We start from the raw sequence: 17,726 nt of genomic DNA, 5'->3' as shown, positions 1-17,726 counted from the left end.
TATTAATTACTCTGTATAAATGTAAACATCCATTTTACTGGATTTTGCCAATCGGTTCCTTTAAAATCGCTGATCGGTAATTTGATTAAAATTTCATTCCAACCTTTTTTCAATAAAATCTTTGTTGGCGCTCTGTAGGAATAGCCTTCGTCTACTAGAGGAGTTTCTAAATCTCCTTTTGCACCGGCATGCTTCCAAATAGGCGGTTCGATCGTTTTATTATTGACCCAGACTTGGCTTCCAAGATCATCCCAAGTGTGTAATTGGGGTGTATTGCTTGCATATGACCGAGATAGATTGTTGAATCCGATCCAGAATAATTTGTGCTCGCTTTTTTCACTCCATATCTTGGTACGTGCGTACCAAGTTGTGTTCTCTTGTGGATTTTTAAGTGCACCAGGTATGATATCTGCCCACCAATGTCTCAGTATCACGGTACCTCCCGCTATTGTTTTTGTAACTGTTATATCAGGTGCAAATGGTTTCGTTTCTATTGGAAATGTTTTTGCAAGATTGCCCTCATTTTGAAAGGGGCCGATCAGTTCCCATTTTGATCCTATTTGTTTGACATAGGGAAATGGTTTATCAGAAAAATAGCTGTTTTTATGATGGAGCAGTCTAGTTTCAAATGCTTTAAATTCCTGATAAGCAGGAAGACTTTCTTGCACAATATTACATGTCCAGCCAGCTATACCACCACCTCGCCAACTGCGTTCTGCAAATGTGACAAGAGCGGGATATATGGCGTTTTGGACAAACATATCCTGAGGTTCGGCTACTGCACGATCTGGCCATGAACACAAGGTTGCTCCGATCAGATTTTTATGCTCCTTATCTTGTTCGCCAATTTTTCTATGAAATAAGGTCGTTACAGTTTCCAAAGGATCCATATGATTTATATAGAGATGTTTGGAATCGATAAATACATGGTCCCCTTGTTCTAGTATTTTTTTGGGACCACCCATCCACAGTTGTCGAATGGTCTGTGGCATAAGGTTACTGCCCGGATCCCATCCAATTGTTTTATAACCTAATTCTTCAACGTATTGTGTGATTTCAGGCATGAAGTTTTTATTGCTGATTTTTACTTCATCACCTCCAATGTGCAAATAGGGGAGATCGGTATAGGTTTGTGAGAATTCTTTTAAAAGTTCCTTAATATATACCATACCAGAGTCCGTTTGCATGCCTACTCCAAAATATCTTTTGAAAGCATCACTGTGTCCTGGCATATCAATTTCAGGTAAAAGCAAGATATGGCGTAGTTTGCAATAATTTATTAGTTCTTTGAACTCTTGTTCTGTATAATGTTCACCTTTACCTCTGGTAATGTAAGATGGATCGGTAAGATCCGGGTATTTTTTGCTGGCTAAACGCCAAGCGATATCTTCTGTAAAATGAAAGTGTAAAACATTTAATTTATAACGTGCCATGATATCAACATGTTCTTTTAGGATAGCAAGAGGTTGATAATTACGTCCGACATCAACGAGGAAAGACCGCCATGAGAATGCCGGTTTGTCATTGATCTCACAAAATGAAAGCTTTTTCTGTTGAATTGAAAATTGTCTTAATGTTTGTAATCCGTAATAAATGCCTGCACTATTTTGTGCTTTTATGTGGATTCCTTTCTCATCAATTTTCAAATGATAAGCTTCCTTATTTTCGGATAAACCACTTAATAGCTCAAGTGTTAAGAGCGGCAGACTGTTGTTATGACCAGCTTTTTTAGTTCCTATTTTCCAATCAGCAAGAATGGTGTTGGCCAGTTTATATTCATTCGTTAGTGCTGTATTATTTTCATTTACAACAATCCCCTTCTTCAGATCAAGCATACCTTCCCCCAATTCCATGTTGATCGGTAATGGAATTAAGTTTTCTTGTGCAGACGAAATTGAAAAAAAACTGATGCTAAGAAGTAAAATGCTAAGGTATTTGAGCTTAAGATTCATTTTTATCTTTTAAGAAGTTTTTAAGAATTGTCCAACAATACCATTCCTGACGAGGAAGGTGGAATGGTCCTTTGAATAGATTTCCTTTCGCAGTCTGTGCAATTGAACCATCCCGATGGAGATATCCAAACCATTCGCCATGCTTCTGATCGTGAAATTTTTCATAGCCATACTGATGTATTTTTTGATGCATGTCGGCATACTTTTCGTTTCCTGTCAATAAATACGCGAGCAGTGTCGCAATGATAGTTTCGTTTTGAGGCCACCAGAATTTCATGTCCTGCCAATATTCTTGTACAGGTTTATTATATAAATCTCTAAAATATAAAATACCACCAAATTCTTTATCCCAACCCCTTTCCCACATATAGTCGAGCATCTTACAGCCTAACTCGATGAGCTTTGGATCGTTGTTGCGGTATTGCGCTTCATGCAGAATAAACCAAGCTCCTTCTATGGCATGGCCGGGATTTAAGGTTCTGCCATCTATATGATCGATGATTTCTCCTTTCGGTGACACTTGCTCCATGACTACCTTGAGGTCGTGCTTAACGAAATTGGTTTCAATTTCTTTGATCCAAGTGGAAATGGCTTCATCACAGCGAGGGTCACCGATTGTGTCACGTAGTTGCTGTGCCGTATTGATCATGATCATCGGCGTTCCGATACCTTTTGAAGGCCTTGTGTCTGTAAACTTAGGAGCTAATTTGATTTCTCCGGAAGCATATTGGATGCATTTCCCAAAAATAGCACGAGCTTGTTCCGCAGCTTCTTGACTGCCTGAGGCCTTTGCATAGGCAGCAAAGGCAATAACGGCAAAAGTCTCTGAAAAATAATATCTTCTTTTACGGATCGATTGACCATTTTTAGTAACATGGAAAAACATTTGTCCGTCAGTATCAAAGCAATGTTTTTGGATAAAATCATAGCCTAACTTAGCCCCATCTAACCATTCTTGTTTGGGTTCTACTGTGTTGTAGAGTGTTGCCAGTAACCAGGTTGCTCGTCCCTGAATCCAAACTGCTTTGTCATCATCAATTAAACTTCCGTCCTGATCGCGCATGAGTAAAAATCCACCGTCTTCATGGTCAAATGATTTTGGGAACCAAAATGGTACAGTATCTTCTAGAAGCTGTGTTTTATAAAATTTTTCGAGTTCTTCGAGTTGTGTTAAAGTATACATCGTTTTTAGTCAATTTTAAAACTGCATGTTGAAGCTGGTACTTCTGCCTCATTTTGCAAATTTGCGGTGCTATAGGGTGAATATGCGTATCGGATTTCAGTTATGATTTTATCGCTTGGCAAATCAATCGATACACAATTTTTTTGAATTGATATTTTTCCAGGCTGCAAGGTATATCCTTTTTCATCGATCAGGGTAAATCCCTGTAAAGGTTGATTATTGTTTGTTTTAAGTGATTTACAGTTTTTAAAGTAGACCTTGATCATATTGTTTTTTATGGTATAGTGGTCGAATGTTGGATAATCTGCATTGATTTTGAATTTGTATTCGTGAGCAAGGGCTAGATTCGCCAATCGGTTTCCGATAATGATCTTATTTTTAGGATGGACATCCGAAAGATCACCGACATCTGATGAAACAGCCATGTAGGTGTTTTCAAGTTTTGTATTCAATTTGCGCTGACTGTCTCTGAATCTCGGCCATGAAGGACGTTCAATACTTGACAGTTGCACATAATAGAAAGGTAGGTCTTGCTTAAAATTTTGGCGCCATGAACTGACAAGTGTTTTAAATAATAGCTCGTGTAGTTCAATATTATGGGCATTGCTTTCTCCTTGATACCACAAAACAGCTGTGAATTGCGTATGTAACCAATGCAATATACCGGCTTCAAAATTGTAGGCGGGTTCATAAGGGTGACGTTGATATTTTGCGGAGGACAGTGCCAGATTTTGATCAGATCTATTGCGGCAAAAATCCTGTATAAAATCGGATTTCCTCCAACTATGGATGTAGCTTGCTAGTAGATTATTTTGTTCTAATGTTGTACGGTCTATCCATGATTCGGTATTGGATCCAGGAACATCCAGTTCGACTATACCAATTGGAATATTGGTCCTAGAAGATACTTGGAGTGCAAAAGCATAAGCTATTGCAGAGAAATTTGCCTTATTTTCTTGTGTTGGTAAAGTCCAGTTTCCACTGAAAAAGTCTAATTTATTAATCTTTTCAAGTGTATTTAAGTCCCAGGATGTCGGATTGGTCTGAACGAGATTGTTATTTTTAAACAACCTTACTTTTGGTGCATTCATTTGAATTAAACTGTCTCCTCCGCGTGCATTTTTTAGCTCAAATGCCATATTGGATTGTCCAGATGCTAGATATACATCGCCAAAAAGTATATCTTTAATTTTCAACTCTTCGTGTTCCGTTTGGATATGAATATCATATGGACCTCCGGCACTTCTTTTGGGAAGAAGAATTGACCAATCACCATTTTCATCGGACTGAGTTTGATAGGTTTTGTGATCGAATCTTAACGCTATTTTTGTATTGCATGATGCTTTTCCTAAAATAGGGTTTTCTCGGTTTCGTTGTAAGACCATATGATCTCCAAAGTTAGCCTTAACGGAGAGAGGTTGCACGATTCCCTGTATCGCTTGGTTTACCTGTTTGGCGATTATGGTCGCGCCTTCAACATTTGGATGTATGTTATCTTCGAATAAATCGATTCTACTCTTTAATTGTTCATTGATGTTGATCAGTTTAACTTGATTATTTTTGGTAATTTTTGGTATCAACGCAGTGATGGCTTGATGCCAATCCCTTGTACCGGATAAGAAACGAGTATGACCGCTGAAAATAGGGGTAAGGGTACAAATATATATGGAGACATCGGGGTTTGATTTTCTCAGATTACTGATAAGTGTACTGTAATCCTGTTCAAATTCATCGCTATAGTTGGGCCAATTTCGAGGATCAGTGTCATTTACGCCCAATGCTATAATCGCAATGTCAGGATGAAATGCCAGTGCTTGTTTATATTCCTGGGTTTCGACATAGGGCTTATGTCCCTTGCTCAATAGTGTGGCACCACTAAACCCGAAATTTTGGACGTTAAAATTTGATCCTAATAACTCTTGAAGTTGTTGGGGATATGTTTTATTCTCCTTTTTTAATCCTAATCCTTTGGTGATTGAATCGCCAATGCATGCCACTCTTTTCTGAGCATACAATGCGATGGAGGAATACACCATAATAGATGTGATTAAAATTATTTTTTTAGTCCAGCGAAGCATTTGATTTTGGCTTTAATACAACAAGTTGAATGATGACAACAACAAATACAATGACAGCCAAAAGCGCAAAATCTTTTCCTAGTTTACCTTCATCAGCAGACGCCCCCAATACTTTAGTAATAAATGCACCGGCCATAACACCAAGCATATTCATGATCCCATATGCTGTTGCACGGAATTTACTCGGAACAAATTGGCAAAGAATAGGCATATTATTAGCGTCGAACATGCCGAAGCCAAAACCGAACATTAATCCTGCGCCTACAACATGGTAGATATGTTGCCCATATCCGATTAAGAACATAGCCGGAATTGTTAATAATAAACCAATTGCAGATGTATAAATACGGCCTTTTACATTCTTTTGTATCCAACGGTCAGATAATATACCTCCAAAAATAACCCCTAAGAAAGAGGATATCGCGATTGTGATTGTTGATAGTGGACCTGCTTGCGACATCGATATATTGAGGTTCTCTGAAAATAAAGTCGGTAACCAGTTTTTTGTCGCCCAGCCTGGTAAGCTTGGTATCGCAAAATAAAACAAGATGACCCAAAACGATATATTGCTCAGGAGTATACCTATAGCTTTGAAACTATTGATGGGTTTTTCTGTTTGTTCTGATTTTTTCGTTCTTACCGGAGCTTCTGCTAGAAAGAACATGAGGACAATAGCATATAATACTCCTATTAAACCAAATATTTTGAATGTACTGTGCCAAGAATAAGAACTTGCTAATGTTGCCCCGAATCCGCCTAGTGCCTGGCCTGTATATAAACCAGTCATGTGAATACCAATTGCTAATGAACGCGATTTATCAGAATGAAAATCCGAGATGAGTGATAGTCCTGCTGGAATATAGATGGCTTCGGAAACGCCCATAATACCGCGAAGTATCATTAATTCCGGATAGGTTGTAGCGTATCCCATTAATGAGGTGACTAATGACCAAACAAATAAAGAGCCTACGATAAGCCACTTGCGATTGAGTCTATCAGCCAGTATTCCTGAAACAGGACTCATCAGTCCATAGATCCATAAGAATATGGCCATTAATTGTCCAAAGACAGTTGCTGACTGTAGTTCAGTGATATCGACCTGCATCGTCGGACGCATGGTCGATAGAATCTGCCTGTCCATGTAATTGAGTAATGCAACCACCCATAGTAGGCCAACAACAATCCAAGGATAATATTTTTTATTTTGTATCATGATTTGGTTTATATTTAGATGTTATCTAATGGTACCTGTTAATATTCCTGCAGATCGAATGCCTGCTTTAATTTCCCCCGATGGAATATAAACTTGTTGGTCATGAAAGACAGCAGTTGTGGTAACAGGTGATCCTGTCGGTAAAGTGCTGGCGACATGCCATTTGTTTAGTTGGTCATCATATTGCAAAACATTTTTGGTAAAACCTGGATGATTGGATTGCACGATTGCTTTATCTTGTATTAATTTTTCTTTGCGATCTGGAGCCGTTTCTTGTGCTATATCTAGAATTAACCGTTCAACTTTGTGAAAAGTTGAACCATTATCACCGCCTATTAAGAATAGGTTACCTTTATTATCTGCGAATCCTGTTCCTGCAGAAAGAGCTTTTGGCAAATCGGCGATCTGGATAATCTCTTTTGTTTTTAAGTCAATTTTATAACAGGTTTTATATAATGTACTGATCGCATTAAGCTGTCTGGTACGCCCTCCAAATAGATAAAGAAAGTGATCTTTAACAAGTGCTACAGTATGTGTTAATGGATATGGAAGACGCATATACTCCTGCCATTTTTGATCGTATAGGTATATTTTATCTGAAACAAGCGCCGCATTTTCTCCACCTATTAAGTAGAGCTTGTTATCGTCTGCCACCAGGCTTGCATTGCTTAAAGGAATTGGAAGTTCGGGAAGCTTTTTTACTTGGAAGTTGTTTTGTTCTCCGTTCCAGCTATAGATCTGAAATTGTGAAGAAACTCCCATTTCATTTTCTCCACCTGCGGTATAAATTCCCTCTTCTTGACTGCAATTTGCGGCATATGCAGTAGAAGTGTTTAGCGAGATTGTATTTTTTAATTGTAAATTGTGATCTTTTATAGCATAAATATATGCTGTATGCTGGTATTTTTTTATTCCTCCTTCCCAAGGCATCTTTTCTGGAAAATTTGCGCCACCAGCGATCAGTAAATGATTGCTGTGGATTCCTACAACAGGTCCTGCAACACCAAGTTGCACTTGACCGGTAATCGTTTTGGGTAGAGAGTCCGAAACAGACCAAGTGATCTCTTCTACATTTTTTGTTGTGCTACATTGCATAAATAAGAGTGTGCTTAAGATAAGAGGAATAGTTTTCATCATGTTATAAAGTTGATTTGAAACTTGAAAAATTTAGCGATGCAACATCGGCTTTAAATCTTTCAAAATCTTTTTCTGTCATATTGCGAACAGGTAATCTAAACGCTCCACAATCTAAACCTATGAGTTTCATGTAAGATTTTCCGACAGCAATACCACCATACTTTCCTAATAAAGTGATCATATCAATTGACTGTTGCTGTAAAGCATTTGCTTTTTCAAAATCTCCCTGATCAAATGCATCAATTAATGCTCGATAAAGAGGAGCAGCATAATTATAGGTGCTTCCCACAGCTCCTTTGGCACCAAGGACTAGTGCTGATAACATGTTTTCATCTCTGCCCCATAGCATATCATATTTGCGATTGGCAAAATTTAGACATGAGAGATAATCCATAAAGTCCTCATGTGTATATTTTATTCCTACAAAATTGGGAATTTTACCATCAATTGCTTTCAATAAATCGATCATTGCAAAATTTCCACCTGTTAATACTGGAATATGATAATAATAGAATGCTGTTTTAGGTGCAGCTGCTGCAATTTCCTCACAGCATTTCGCTAACTGTTCTACATTGGCAGGTTTAAAATAGAAAGGTGAAGTAAATGAAATGCCAAACAAACCGATCTGTTCAGCTTTTGTGGCAAGTAAACAACATTCTCTAATATTTGTTCCACCTACTAGTGTAATTACTTTAAACTCTTTATCACTGGCAGTTGCTTTTGCCCAAGCTTGCATAATAGCTACCCTTTCATCAAAGGTTAATGAAACACCTTCGCCCGTTGACCCACAGATAAATGCACCAGCTACCTGATTTTGTTTCAGTAACTGATAATAAGCAGGGATAGATTCAAGATTTAAATCACCATTTGCCAGCATTGGTGTGAAAGGCGCCGCAATTAAGCCCTGTAATTTGTGATTATTCATGAGTGTAAATATTTTTTTATAATTGGTCTTTAAATTATTTCCTTTTATCATTTGTGTGACATATTCGATAGGCTCAATTAATAACGTATTTTAATTTATTATGAGTTTACCCACGATATTGTTACTCTTGACGTCGTTAGCAACATATTCTATTTTGATTAAAAATACAATAAAGCATTATGTCATACATTTGAATGATTAAAATTATTCTTTTATCTCTACTATAGCAAGTAAATGATAAAAAAAAGTGTAACATTTGTACAGACTAAGATAGATGGTGAGAAATTATAATAAAAAGTCCGATGTTAGAGAAATTTGAGAGCATTGATACTTCAAGTTTAGTAGACAAAGTAGAAAATCATATTATTGATTTAATTAGAGCTCGTAATATTCAGATTGGAGAGTCATTGCCAAAGGAATTGGAGCTTTCTGAAAGTTTTGGTGTATCTAGAACTGTTATTAGAGAGGCTCTTTTACGGTTACGTATGATGGGGTTAATTGAGTCACGAAAAAATAAGGGAGCAGTTTTGACGAATCCTAACTTATTGACTCCTTTAAAAAAAGTTTTTCATCCGGCTATGCTGGATGATGATACGTTGAAAGATATTTTTGAAATGCGGCTCGCTTTGGAGGTCGGAATGGCGGAATTAATTTTTGACAGAGTAACGGCAACTGATATTGCTGAGCTGGAAGAAATTGTTGAAATGGAGATGAGAAATAGTGACGGACGATCATTCCTTATACAGGAAGAAGTCGCTTTTCATGGAAAGCTGTATAAGATTTCAGGCAATAAGATGCTCATGGAATTCCAGGAGATGTTACTGCCAATTTTTCAATATGTGCACGATGGTGGTTTATTGAATCAACAATTTTTTTCCAATGATTTTATTTCGCATAAGCAATTGATTGTATTGCTGAAAGAAGGAGATGTTTCCTCCTTTAGAGATGGGATGCGAAAACATCTCGATAATCATTATCATCGCTTATTGAAACACTAGTTATTCTTCTTCATTTTCGATAGGGGTCAGGTTCTTTAATAAAAGATTGACTTCTTCTTCAGTGGATGTTAACTGTGCTCTACAAATTTGAATCAATATTGATGCTCTTTTAATTTTTTCGGAAAGCGCATCAATATTTGTATTACCTGTTTCAATTTCCTGGACGATTTTTTCTAATTCTGTAAATGCGTCGGTATATGTATATTTATTTTCCATTTTTGTTAATTTTTTGAGTTACACTGATAATCTCACCATCCCAAACTTGCGTTGTCAATATATCGTTATTTTTAATCTGATCGACTGATACAAGAAGTTCTCCATTCACCTGTGTAATGGAATATCCTTTTTTTAGAAGTCTGACTGGATCTGCCAATTGGATCATTTTTTCAAGATGATCCAAGGTGGTAAATTTTTGACGGAAGATGTAGGCAATATTTATTTTTAAATCCTTTTCAAATGAGTTTAAATCGACTTTCGATTGCTGAATTGATCGCTGTGAAGACCATTTAATATCTGATGCAAGCGATTTTAATTTTTCATTTTCACCTTTAAAAATCGTTGTGGTGTTTTGCAGTATCCGCGTTGTCAGTTGATCTAAAGGAATGGCGAAATTATGAAATTTCTGAATTAGAAAATCTGCTAATTCACTTGGTGTGATGGCGTTTTTATAAGCAACCATCTCGCTCACAGTTAGATTGGTAGAATGTCCGATGCCAGTTAAAACGGGAAGTGGAAAGATTGCAATCGCTTTAGCCAATAAATAGTTATTGTAGCTGGAAAGGCCAACTTCCCCTCCGCCACCACGAATAATGGCAACCGCATCGTAAGCATCGGAGCGCTCTGCAATGACTGATAATTGTTTGATGATTGACGGAACGGACTTGTCCCCCTGTAATAAGGCGGGATAAAGGGTTTGTTCTATTTTATATCCCCAAGGGTTTTGATTGATAATTTTATAGAAATCGGATAAACCCTTACTAGTTTCGACAGAAATAATTGCTAGCCGCTTGGGTAAAGTGGGAAAAGGTAGATTTCTATTTAAATCAAAAATCCCATCTTCTTTTAGTTTATTGATACTATTTATTCTTTCTTTTTCTAGTTCTCCTAAAGTGAAAGTGGGATCGATATCGACAATTCGTAAACTTAAACCATACATCGGATCATAAGAAATACTAGCTTGAAATAACATAGTAATTCCTTCTCGCAAAGGTTCCTGCGCAATTTTGAGAAACTGCGTGTTGATTCTTTGGTAGTCTGCTTTCCATAAAATGGATCGGATCTCGGCCACAATCTTTCCTTCTGTCTTTTCGACAAGCTCCGGGTAGCAGTGTCCAGAATGAGAGTAATGGTTGAGTTTATTCATTTCTGCTTTGATCCAATACAAACTCTTATAACGCTCAGCAATAGTTTTTTGGATGCTACGCGTTACTTCTAACAATGAAAAAATGGTTCTGTTTTCTACTACCTCCGGCATATATCAAAGATAAGATTATTAAATGTAAATATTTTGATCATGCGTTTTTGTGCATGATTGTATTTCTTTTATTTGTACATTTACATATAAACCCTTTTTAAACAGATGATGATAAGTAGAATAAAACTTCTAATTTCAGGGATTTTTGCAGTAGGATTTCTCCAAATGAATCGTGTAAATGCGCAATATAAATCGACTATTAAAAATGAAACCGTTCTTTTTAATAATATCGACGCTGTACTTCCTTTAGGTAAATTGGACAAGTACACGATTACAGTTTGTACACAGGATTCTAGCTTATTCCGTGATTTTAATGATCAGATATCCCGTTATGCTGCTGTAACTTATGCAGGTTTGGGGAGTTTTGATGAACAAATTAAATATAGCAACCTTGTTATTGTGGCTGTTAAGGCTGAAGCATTAACATTTCCATTTATAGAACAGCTTGTTCAAGCAAAAATGAATAATAAGAAGATTATTCTTGCTGTGTTTGGAAAGGGGGATGTATTGTCTTTGCTGAATAATGTGAAAGTCCCAATTTTGTGGAATGATCATTTTTCTCGCGAAACGCAGAATAATGCAGCTATGACAATTTTCGGGGGGCTATCTGCTTTTAATAAACTACAGAAAACTTATTCCAGCAGTTTTATGAAAGGTATGGGTGAAGCGACTAGTCAGACTCGTATCCAATATGCAGTGCCCGCGAATGATGAGATCAACATCGATCGATTAAGTAAAAAAATTGATGAAATAGCAGCGGAAGCAATCGCTGAAAAGGCAACACCTGGTGCTGTGGTCATGGTCATTAAGAATGGTCAGGTCATATTTGAAAAAGGCTACGGATATCATACTTATAGTAAAAAAGAACCAACAACTATTCATAATATCTTTGACTTGGCTTCAGTAAGTAAAATTGCAGGTACTACTCCTGTAATTATGCGTTTGACCGAACAGGGGATTGTTGACTTAGATAAGCCTATCGGGGACTACCTTTGGCAGGCTAAGGCTACAAATAAAAGGGATATCCGATTAAAGAGTGTGATGTTACATGAAGCCGGATTTACGCCTTTTATTCCTTTTTATAGAAATTTGAAACCTGGCGATTTACAATCTTATGATTCACCGACTCATCATGTGAAAGTGGCTGATAGCTGTTATCTGGTCAATAATTATTACCGGGATGTCATGTGGCCTGAGATGTTATATTCAGAGGTGAAACCTGAAGGAAATTATGTATATAGTGATATCAGTATGTACGTGATGAAAGAGGTTGCGGAGCATCAAACTGCTATACCGATGCAAAAGTATGTGCAGGATAATTTCTATCGCCCATTAGGTATGAAGACCGCTGGTTATAACCCAAGGGATCGTTTTGCAAAACAGGATATTATTCCAACGGAGCAGGATACTTCCTTTAGAAAAGTGCTTTTGGAGGGATATGTTCATGATCAAGGAGCGGCAATGGCCGGCGGAGTGGCGGGGCATGCTGGTCTATTTGCTACTGCAAATGATTTGGCAATTTACGGACAGCTGCTATTAAATAGAGGTGAATATGGCGGAGAACGTTATTTTGAGACAAAGACAGTGGATCTGTTCACATCAAAACAATCCTTAACAAGTCGGAGAGGTTTAGGTTTTGACCGTTGGGATCCGAATCTGAAAAATGAGTATCCTTCAAAACTTTCAAATGCAACTGTTTATGGACATACGGGCTATACAGGTACTTGTATTTGGATTGATCCTGCTAATCAGCTGGTTTATATATTTCTGTCAAATCGTGTTCACCCTCAGGTTTCGACTAAATTATTTAACCTCAATATCAGAAGCAGGATTCAAGACGCTATTTATGAAGCCATAGCAGCAGGTAAAAAATAGTTCTTATGAAAAATTACATTTTACCATTGGCAATCGTGTTATCAGGGATTGAAATTGTGAAGGCACAGGATTATGAAACTATTCATCGAAAGATGATCGTTGTTGACGGCCATAATGATGTGATTATTACATCGGTCTTACCCGGTCTTGATATCAGTCAGCGGTTAAGGGTAAACCATACTGATATTCCAAGATTGATTGAAGGTGGTATCGATGTACAGGTTTTTGCGGTATGGTCGGATGATAAAAAATGGAAATCGGGAGCATTTAAACATGCTAATGATCAAATTGATGCTCTTGAAAAAGTGCTGAACAGAAACCCCGATAAGATTGAGCTTGCTAAAAATAGTGATGACATTGAGCGTATTACAAAAAATGAAAAAGTAGCAGCGCTTATCGGTATAGAAGGCGGAAATATGATAGAGGCTAATATTGATTATTTAGAAGCTCTTTATCATCGAGGGGCCCGGTACATGACGCTCACTTGGAATTATAATTTATCTTGGGCTACTGCGGCCGCTCAAGAGTTCAAAACGACATCACAGGATGGTAAGGGTTTATCATCCTTAGGTAAGGATATTGTTAGAAAAATGAATAAACTGGGCATGATGGTAGATCTATCACATGTTGGTGAAAAGACTTTTTATGATGTATTGGATGTCGCGACCAAACCGGTACTGGTGTCGCACAGTAATGCTTATAAATTAACTCCTCATTTCCGAAATTTAAAAGATGCCCAGTTGGAAGCTCTGAAGAAAAATGGGGGAGTGGTAGGTGTTAATTTTTACTCTGGTTTTCTGGATAAAAATTATGAAAAGCGTGTCAAAAAATTGTACAAGAAGCAATTTGGTCTTCAAGGCGATTATACCCTCTCTGCTTCTGATCAATATGGGATATTGTCTGTGGAAAATAAACATATTGCAGATGTGCCTTTGTCTTTACTCTTGGATCATATTGATTATCTGGTGCAAAAAATTGGTATTGATCATGTTGCCATCGGATCTGACTATGACGGTATAGAGTCAGCCCCTCGAGGATTAGAAGATGTAAGTAAATTACCGAATTTGACAAAGGCTTTACTGAAAAGGGGCTATAATCAGTCGGACCTTGAAAAGCTTATGGGATTAAACTTTTTAAGAATACTAAAAGAAAATGAAAACTAGATCAAATGATGATAATTCGCATATCCATAGACACCCCCTACCTGTAGAATAACAATAATAAAAAAGGGAAGCAGAAAGCTTCTCTTTTTTGTTTTATGGCGAAATAACTGCATGCCGAGAAATCCTCCTAAACTACCCCCAATGGCACAAAAACTTAGCAGTGTTTTCTCCGAGATTCTATTGGTTTTATTTATCGCTTTTCGTTTATCAAGATAAAAAAGCAAAAAAGTAAGAAGATTAACGAATACAAGATAGAAAATAATAGTCTGCTGCATAGTTTGTAAAGGTAATAATAGATTTCTTTTTTCTAAGATTCCTCTTCTAAGCGTGTTAACTCTTCGTAGTTATGATTCAATTTTTTGAGCAATTTGCCATAGATGAGATGATAATAGCCTTTTGCTAATTTTATGAAGACATAACCAAATGTAAAAGATAGAATTGATCCCAATATTAGAATAAATAATACCATGGACCAACTATGACTTTCATAAAATTCAGCTACTATATTATGTAGTAGAGAAATTATGATAACATAATTTATACACCATAAATTAAACTTAATGTAGTGATCTGCATTTTTTCGAACGGCCAATATTGCTTCCATTAAGGATTTTGTATTATTGGTATTTTTGATTTTTTTTAAAAGTTTGAAAAAGATATATATAAAGTAGAAGATGGCGATATAGGATATAATCTCATATGTCCAGTTCAATAATTCGAAAGCAAGAAACTCTTCCTTTTCAGATGGAAGTATAAATGAAAGTGTGATTCCCAGTAAGAGTTCGAGACAACAGATAATAAATATCCATTTAACAATGGATGTAGAACTCTTATGTAGAATAGCTTTGATTTCAGATTGATTGAGTTTCATGAAATTTTCGTTTTCCTTCCACTGTTTTTTAAATTGATCTAACTCATCCATTACAAAGCCCCTTTCTTTTTTAAAATCTCTTTCAATTTTGTTTTTGTTCTGTTCATTTTAACGCGAGCATTGACTTCGCTGATGCCAAGTGTCTCAGCGATTTCTGTGTAATCCCTATCTTCCAGATAAAGGTATATGAGTGCTTTTTCAATATCATTCAAATGGTGGATCGCTTCATATAAATATTGGAGCTGATCATCTTTTTCTGGATCGTATTCCTCGTATGATATTTTTTCTAAATTTTGATCCCAGGGAATAATTGGTAAAGTCCTTTTTTTGTTTCTAAATAGGGATATCGCTGTATTTAGCCCAATTCGATATGCCCAGGTGCTAAATTTTGCCTCGCCTCGGAATTTAGGATAAGAATGCCAAAGCTGAATCGTTATTTCTTGAAAAAGATCTTTATGCATATCCTCTTGATCCGTATATATTTTACAGATTTTATGTACGATATTTTGATTTTTTTCTAAAAGGATGATAAACTCCTGTTCCAAATTCATATTCGATAAGTCGATAACTTCTGATTCTTGTTACAAAATATTGTAAGATTTTTTAATAACCTAAATGTTGCCGTTTAAAAAGTGGTAAATTCGTACAATGGCAAAGACAAAATCAGCATATTTCTGTCAAAGTTGTGGATTTGAATCCGCAAAATGGCTTGGGCAATGTCCTTCATGTAAGCAATGGAATTCTCTCGTAGAAGAAGTGGTAGAGAAATCAGGATCTAAAGTCCCTGAATGGCGCAGTACATCGCTAACATCGTCACCCAAGCGCGCAAATAAAGCGGCTGTTATTCATGAAATCGTTTATCAGGATGAATCACGTATCCTGACACCCGATCAGGAGTTTAACCGTGTCTTGGGCGGAGGGATTGTTCCAGGTTCTTTGGTTTTAATCGGTGGAGAACCGGGTATTGGGAAGTCTACGCTCATGTTGCAACTGGCATTATCCATTCCGCAGGTAAAGACCCTTTATATTTCAGGAGAAGAGAGTGAGCAACAGATTAAAATGCGGGCGGAACGGTTGTCGCAATCATCTAATGCGAATTGTTATATCTTAACAGAAACGTCTACACAAAATATTTTTAAACAGATAGAAGTTGTGCAACCCAATGTAATCGTGATCGATTCCATTCAGACCCTGCATTCGTCGCAGATAGAATCTGCGCCGGGTTCTGTGTCTCAGGTTCGGGAATGTACAGCAGAGTTGTTGCGGTTTGCCAAAGAAACGAGTACTCCAGTTTTAATTGTTGGTCATATTACTAAAGATGGATCTATTGCAGGACCTAAAGTTTTGGAGCATATGGTCGATACTGTTTTACAGTTTGAGGGCGATCGGCATCACGTTTATCGTATCTTGAGAGCTGTGAAGAATCGGTTTGGTTCGGCCTCAGAGCTGGGTATCTATGAAATGCAGGGTTCAGGTCTGAGAGAGGTTTCCAATCCCTCTGAAATTATGATTTCGCAACGCGATGCTCCGGTTAGTGGGGTGTCTATCGCAGCAATGCTGGAGGGAGCACGTCCTATGATGATTGAGGTGCAGGCCTTAGTTAGTAATTCTGCTTTTGGAAATCCACAACGTACATCCACTGGATTTGATACTAAAAGATTAAGTATGTTACTTGCTGTATTGGAGAAACGTTTTGGTTTTAGATTGAGTGCGCAAGATGTCTTCTTAAATATTGCAGGAGGACTAAGAGTGGAAGATCCTGCTATAGATTTAGCAGTCATCGTCGCTATTATTTCTTCACAACAGGATATTGCTGTAAAAACAAACATCACTTTTGCTGGTGAGGTCGGGCTATCTGGAGAAATTCGTGCTGTAAATCGAATTGAGCAACGCATCGCTGAAGCTGAGAAATTAGGTTTTGAAGGAATCTTTATTTCTAAGTTTAATACAAAGGGGTTAGATCCTAAAAAGTATAATATCGCTATTCGTCCGGTTGCAACTCTAGAGGATGTATTCCGAGCTCTGTTTGGTTAACATGAGCTATAAATAGAAAAGGGAACGATTATTAATCGCTCCCTTTTCTATTTATTTTAATACTTCTTTCAGTTTCTTATTCAAGTCCTCGCCATGTATATTTCTGGCTATGATTTTTCCAGAAGGATCAATCAGCACATTTTGTGGGATAGCTTTGACGCCATATAATGTTCCCACATCATTTTGCCAACGCTTTAGGTCCGAAACATGTTTCCAATGTAACTTATCGGTATGAATGGCCTTTATCCAAGAGTTTCTGTCTCTATCAAAAGAAATTCCTAATATTTCGAAGTTTTTATCTTTAAAGGTCGCATAGGTTTTGACTAAGTCAGGACTTTGCACCCGACAATCAGGACACCATGAAGCCCAAAAATCTAGTAGGACAAACTTCCCTCTGAAATCGGTTAATTTAATAGGATTTCCCGTGGTATCATTTTGCGTAAACTCGGGAGCTTGTTTTCCGATTACGACTTTCGAAAGTGCTTCAAGATATGTTTTAAATTCCTGACCTTCTTGTGAATTTTTAACGTTTTTGCCTAAGGTGTTGTATAAGCTTTGTAATTCTTGATATTCTGGCGTATAGCCACCAACTCTTCTTAAATCTACCAATGTAGAAATAGAATCTGGATTGGCTTTTACACGAGCGATATAATCCTCTTTAGTTAACTCTTTCTTCTGTGCTGCTGCTATAAGGGGTAAGCAAAATAAGAAGTATATAAAAAATTTTTTCATCATTATTTGAGCATTTTTATTACAAATATAATATAATCTATCGCTTAGGTAGATTATATTTGTTTTTTATACATTCTTTTTACAATTGATT

At 37.0% G+C, this 17,726-nt stretch carries 16 protein-coding genes; 4 read left to right on the top strand and 12 right to left on the bottom strand.

Going from position 1 to position 17,726, the window contains the following annotated elements; all coding sequences use genetic code 11:
• Positions 1–2: 2 nt before the first annotated feature.
• From WH188_RS22330 to WH188_RS22305, 6 genes are read right to left on the bottom strand one after another with little or no spacing between them, the layout of a single operon-like run.
• On the bottom strand, positions 3–1,952 hold the full coding sequence (locus WH188_RS22330) for a family 20 glycosylhydrolase (RefSeq protein WP_168127968.1): 1,950 nt from the start codon (positions 1,950–1,952) through the stop codon (positions 3–5).
• A complete protein-coding gene (locus WH188_RS22325; RefSeq protein WP_168127967.1) occupies positions 1,942–3,135 on the bottom strand; it encodes an AGE family epimerase/isomerase in 1,194 nt (397 codons plus the stop codon). Before WH188_RS22325 ends, WH188_RS22330 begins: the two co-directional genes overlap by 11 nt.
• 5 nt (positions 3,136–3,140) lie before the next feature.
• Positions 3,141–5,171 carry a GDSL-type esterase/lipase family protein gene (locus WH188_RS22320; RefSeq protein ID WP_168127966.1) on the bottom strand — a complete coding sequence of 677 codons (2,031 nt, stop codon included), beginning with the start codon at positions 5,169–5,171 and terminating at the stop codon, positions 3,141–3,143.
• Positions 5,172–5,196: 25 nt separating this feature from the next.
• A complete protein-coding gene (locus WH188_RS22315) occupies positions 5,197–6,426 on the bottom strand; it encodes an MFS transporter (protein ID WP_021190829.1) in 1,230 nt (409 codons plus the stop codon).
• Positions 6,427–6,447: 21 nt separating this feature from the next.
• The gene (locus tag WH188_RS22310; protein ID WP_168127965.1) at positions 6,448–7,563 is read right to left on the bottom strand and encodes a kelch repeat-containing protein; all 1,116 of its coding nucleotides are present in this window, start codon (positions 7,561–7,563) and stop codon (positions 6,448–6,450) included.
• Position 7,564: 1 nt separating this feature from the next.
• Positions 7,565–8,488: a dihydrodipicolinate synthase family protein gene (locus WH188_RS22305; protein WP_132771702.1), complete on the bottom strand. Its 924-nt coding sequence runs from the start codon at positions 8,486–8,488 to the stop codon at positions 7,565–7,567.
• A 302-nt stretch (positions 8,489–8,790) separates the two neighbouring features.
• On the opposite strand from WH188_RS22305, the gene WH188_RS22300 reads away from it, so the two are divergent.
• Positions 8,791–9,486 carry a FadR/GntR family transcriptional regulator gene (locus WH188_RS22300; protein ID WP_168127964.1) on the top strand — a complete coding sequence of 232 codons (696 nt, stop codon included), beginning with the start codon at positions 8,791–8,793 and terminating at the stop codon, positions 9,484–9,486.
• Here the strand turns inward: WH188_RS22300 and xseB are convergent, their stop codons facing one another.
• Both xseB and xseA read right to left on the bottom strand, forming a co-directional pair.
• Complete coding sequence (gene xseB, locus WH188_RS22295; protein WP_021190832.1) at positions 9,487–9,702, bottom strand: exodeoxyribonuclease VII small subunit; 216 nt, start codon at positions 9,700–9,702, stop codon at positions 9,487–9,489.
• A complete protein-coding gene (gene xseA / locus WH188_RS22290; protein WP_132771699.1) occupies positions 9,692–10,960 on the bottom strand; it encodes an exodeoxyribonuclease VII large subunit in 1,269 nt (422 codons plus the stop codon). Before xseA ends, xseB begins: the two co-directional genes overlap by 11 nt.
• Before the next feature lie 105 nt (positions 10,961–11,065).
• On the opposite strand from xseA, the gene WH188_RS22285 reads away from it, so the two are divergent.
• Positions 11,066–12,835 (top strand): serine hydrolase domain-containing protein, encoded by a 1,770-nt coding sequence (locus tag WH188_RS22285; RefSeq protein ID WP_237682857.1) that lies wholly within the window; start codon positions 11,066–11,068, stop codon positions 12,833–12,835.
• A gap of 5 nt (positions 12,836–12,840) precedes the next feature.
• Entirely contained in the window at positions 12,841–13,998 is a 1,158-nt protein-coding gene (locus tag WH188_RS22280; RefSeq protein ID WP_168127963.1) for a dipeptidase, read from the top strand.
• Here the strand turns inward: WH188_RS22280 and WH188_RS22275 are convergent.
• The 3 genes from WH188_RS22275 to WH188_RS22265 are packed head-to-tail and all read right to left on the bottom strand — an operon-like array spanning position 13,995 to position 15,420.
• Positions 13,995–14,273, bottom strand: coding sequence for a DUF1294 domain-containing protein (locus tag WH188_RS22275; RefSeq protein WP_168127962.1), 279 nt, complete (start codon positions 14,271–14,273; stop codon positions 13,995–13,997). The genes WH188_RS22280 and WH188_RS22275 overlap by 4 nt on opposite strands.
• Positions 14,274–14,305: 32 nt before the next feature.
• Positions 14,306–14,920 (bottom strand): hypothetical protein, encoded by a 615-nt coding sequence (locus WH188_RS22270; protein ID WP_168127961.1) that lies wholly within the window; start codon positions 14,918–14,920, stop codon positions 14,306–14,308.
• Positions 14,920–15,420, bottom strand: a complete 501-nt coding sequence (locus WH188_RS22265) for an RNA polymerase sigma factor (RefSeq protein WP_132844881.1) — start codon at positions 15,418–15,420, stop codon at positions 14,920–14,922. Before WH188_RS22265 ends, WH188_RS22270 begins: the two co-directional genes overlap by 1 nt.
• Positions 15,421–15,517: 97 nt before the next feature.
• On the opposite strand from WH188_RS22265, the gene radA reads away from it, so the two are divergent.
• On the top strand, positions 15,518–16,903 hold the full coding sequence (gene radA, locus WH188_RS22260) for a DNA repair protein RadA (RefSeq protein ID WP_021190839.1): 1,386 nt from the start codon (positions 15,518–15,520) through the stop codon (positions 16,901–16,903).
• Positions 16,904–16,954: 51 nt separating this feature from the next.
• Here radA and WH188_RS22255 read toward each other — a convergent pair whose 3' ends face one another.
• Positions 16,955–17,638 carry a peroxiredoxin family protein gene (locus WH188_RS22255; RefSeq protein ID WP_339424673.1) on the bottom strand — a complete coding sequence of 228 codons (684 nt, stop codon included), beginning with the start codon at positions 17,636–17,638 and terminating at the stop codon, positions 16,955–16,957.
• Positions 17,639–17,726 lie beyond the last annotated feature (88 nt).

The organism is Sphingobacterium sp. MYb388, assembly GCF_037479535.1.
Lineage (GTDB): Bacteria > Bacteroidota > Bacteroidia > Sphingobacteriales > Sphingobacteriaceae > Sphingobacterium > Sphingobacterium anhuiense.
The sequence above is the reverse complement of the archived record's forward strand: the minus strand, read 5'-3'. Positions and strand labels throughout refer to the sequence as shown.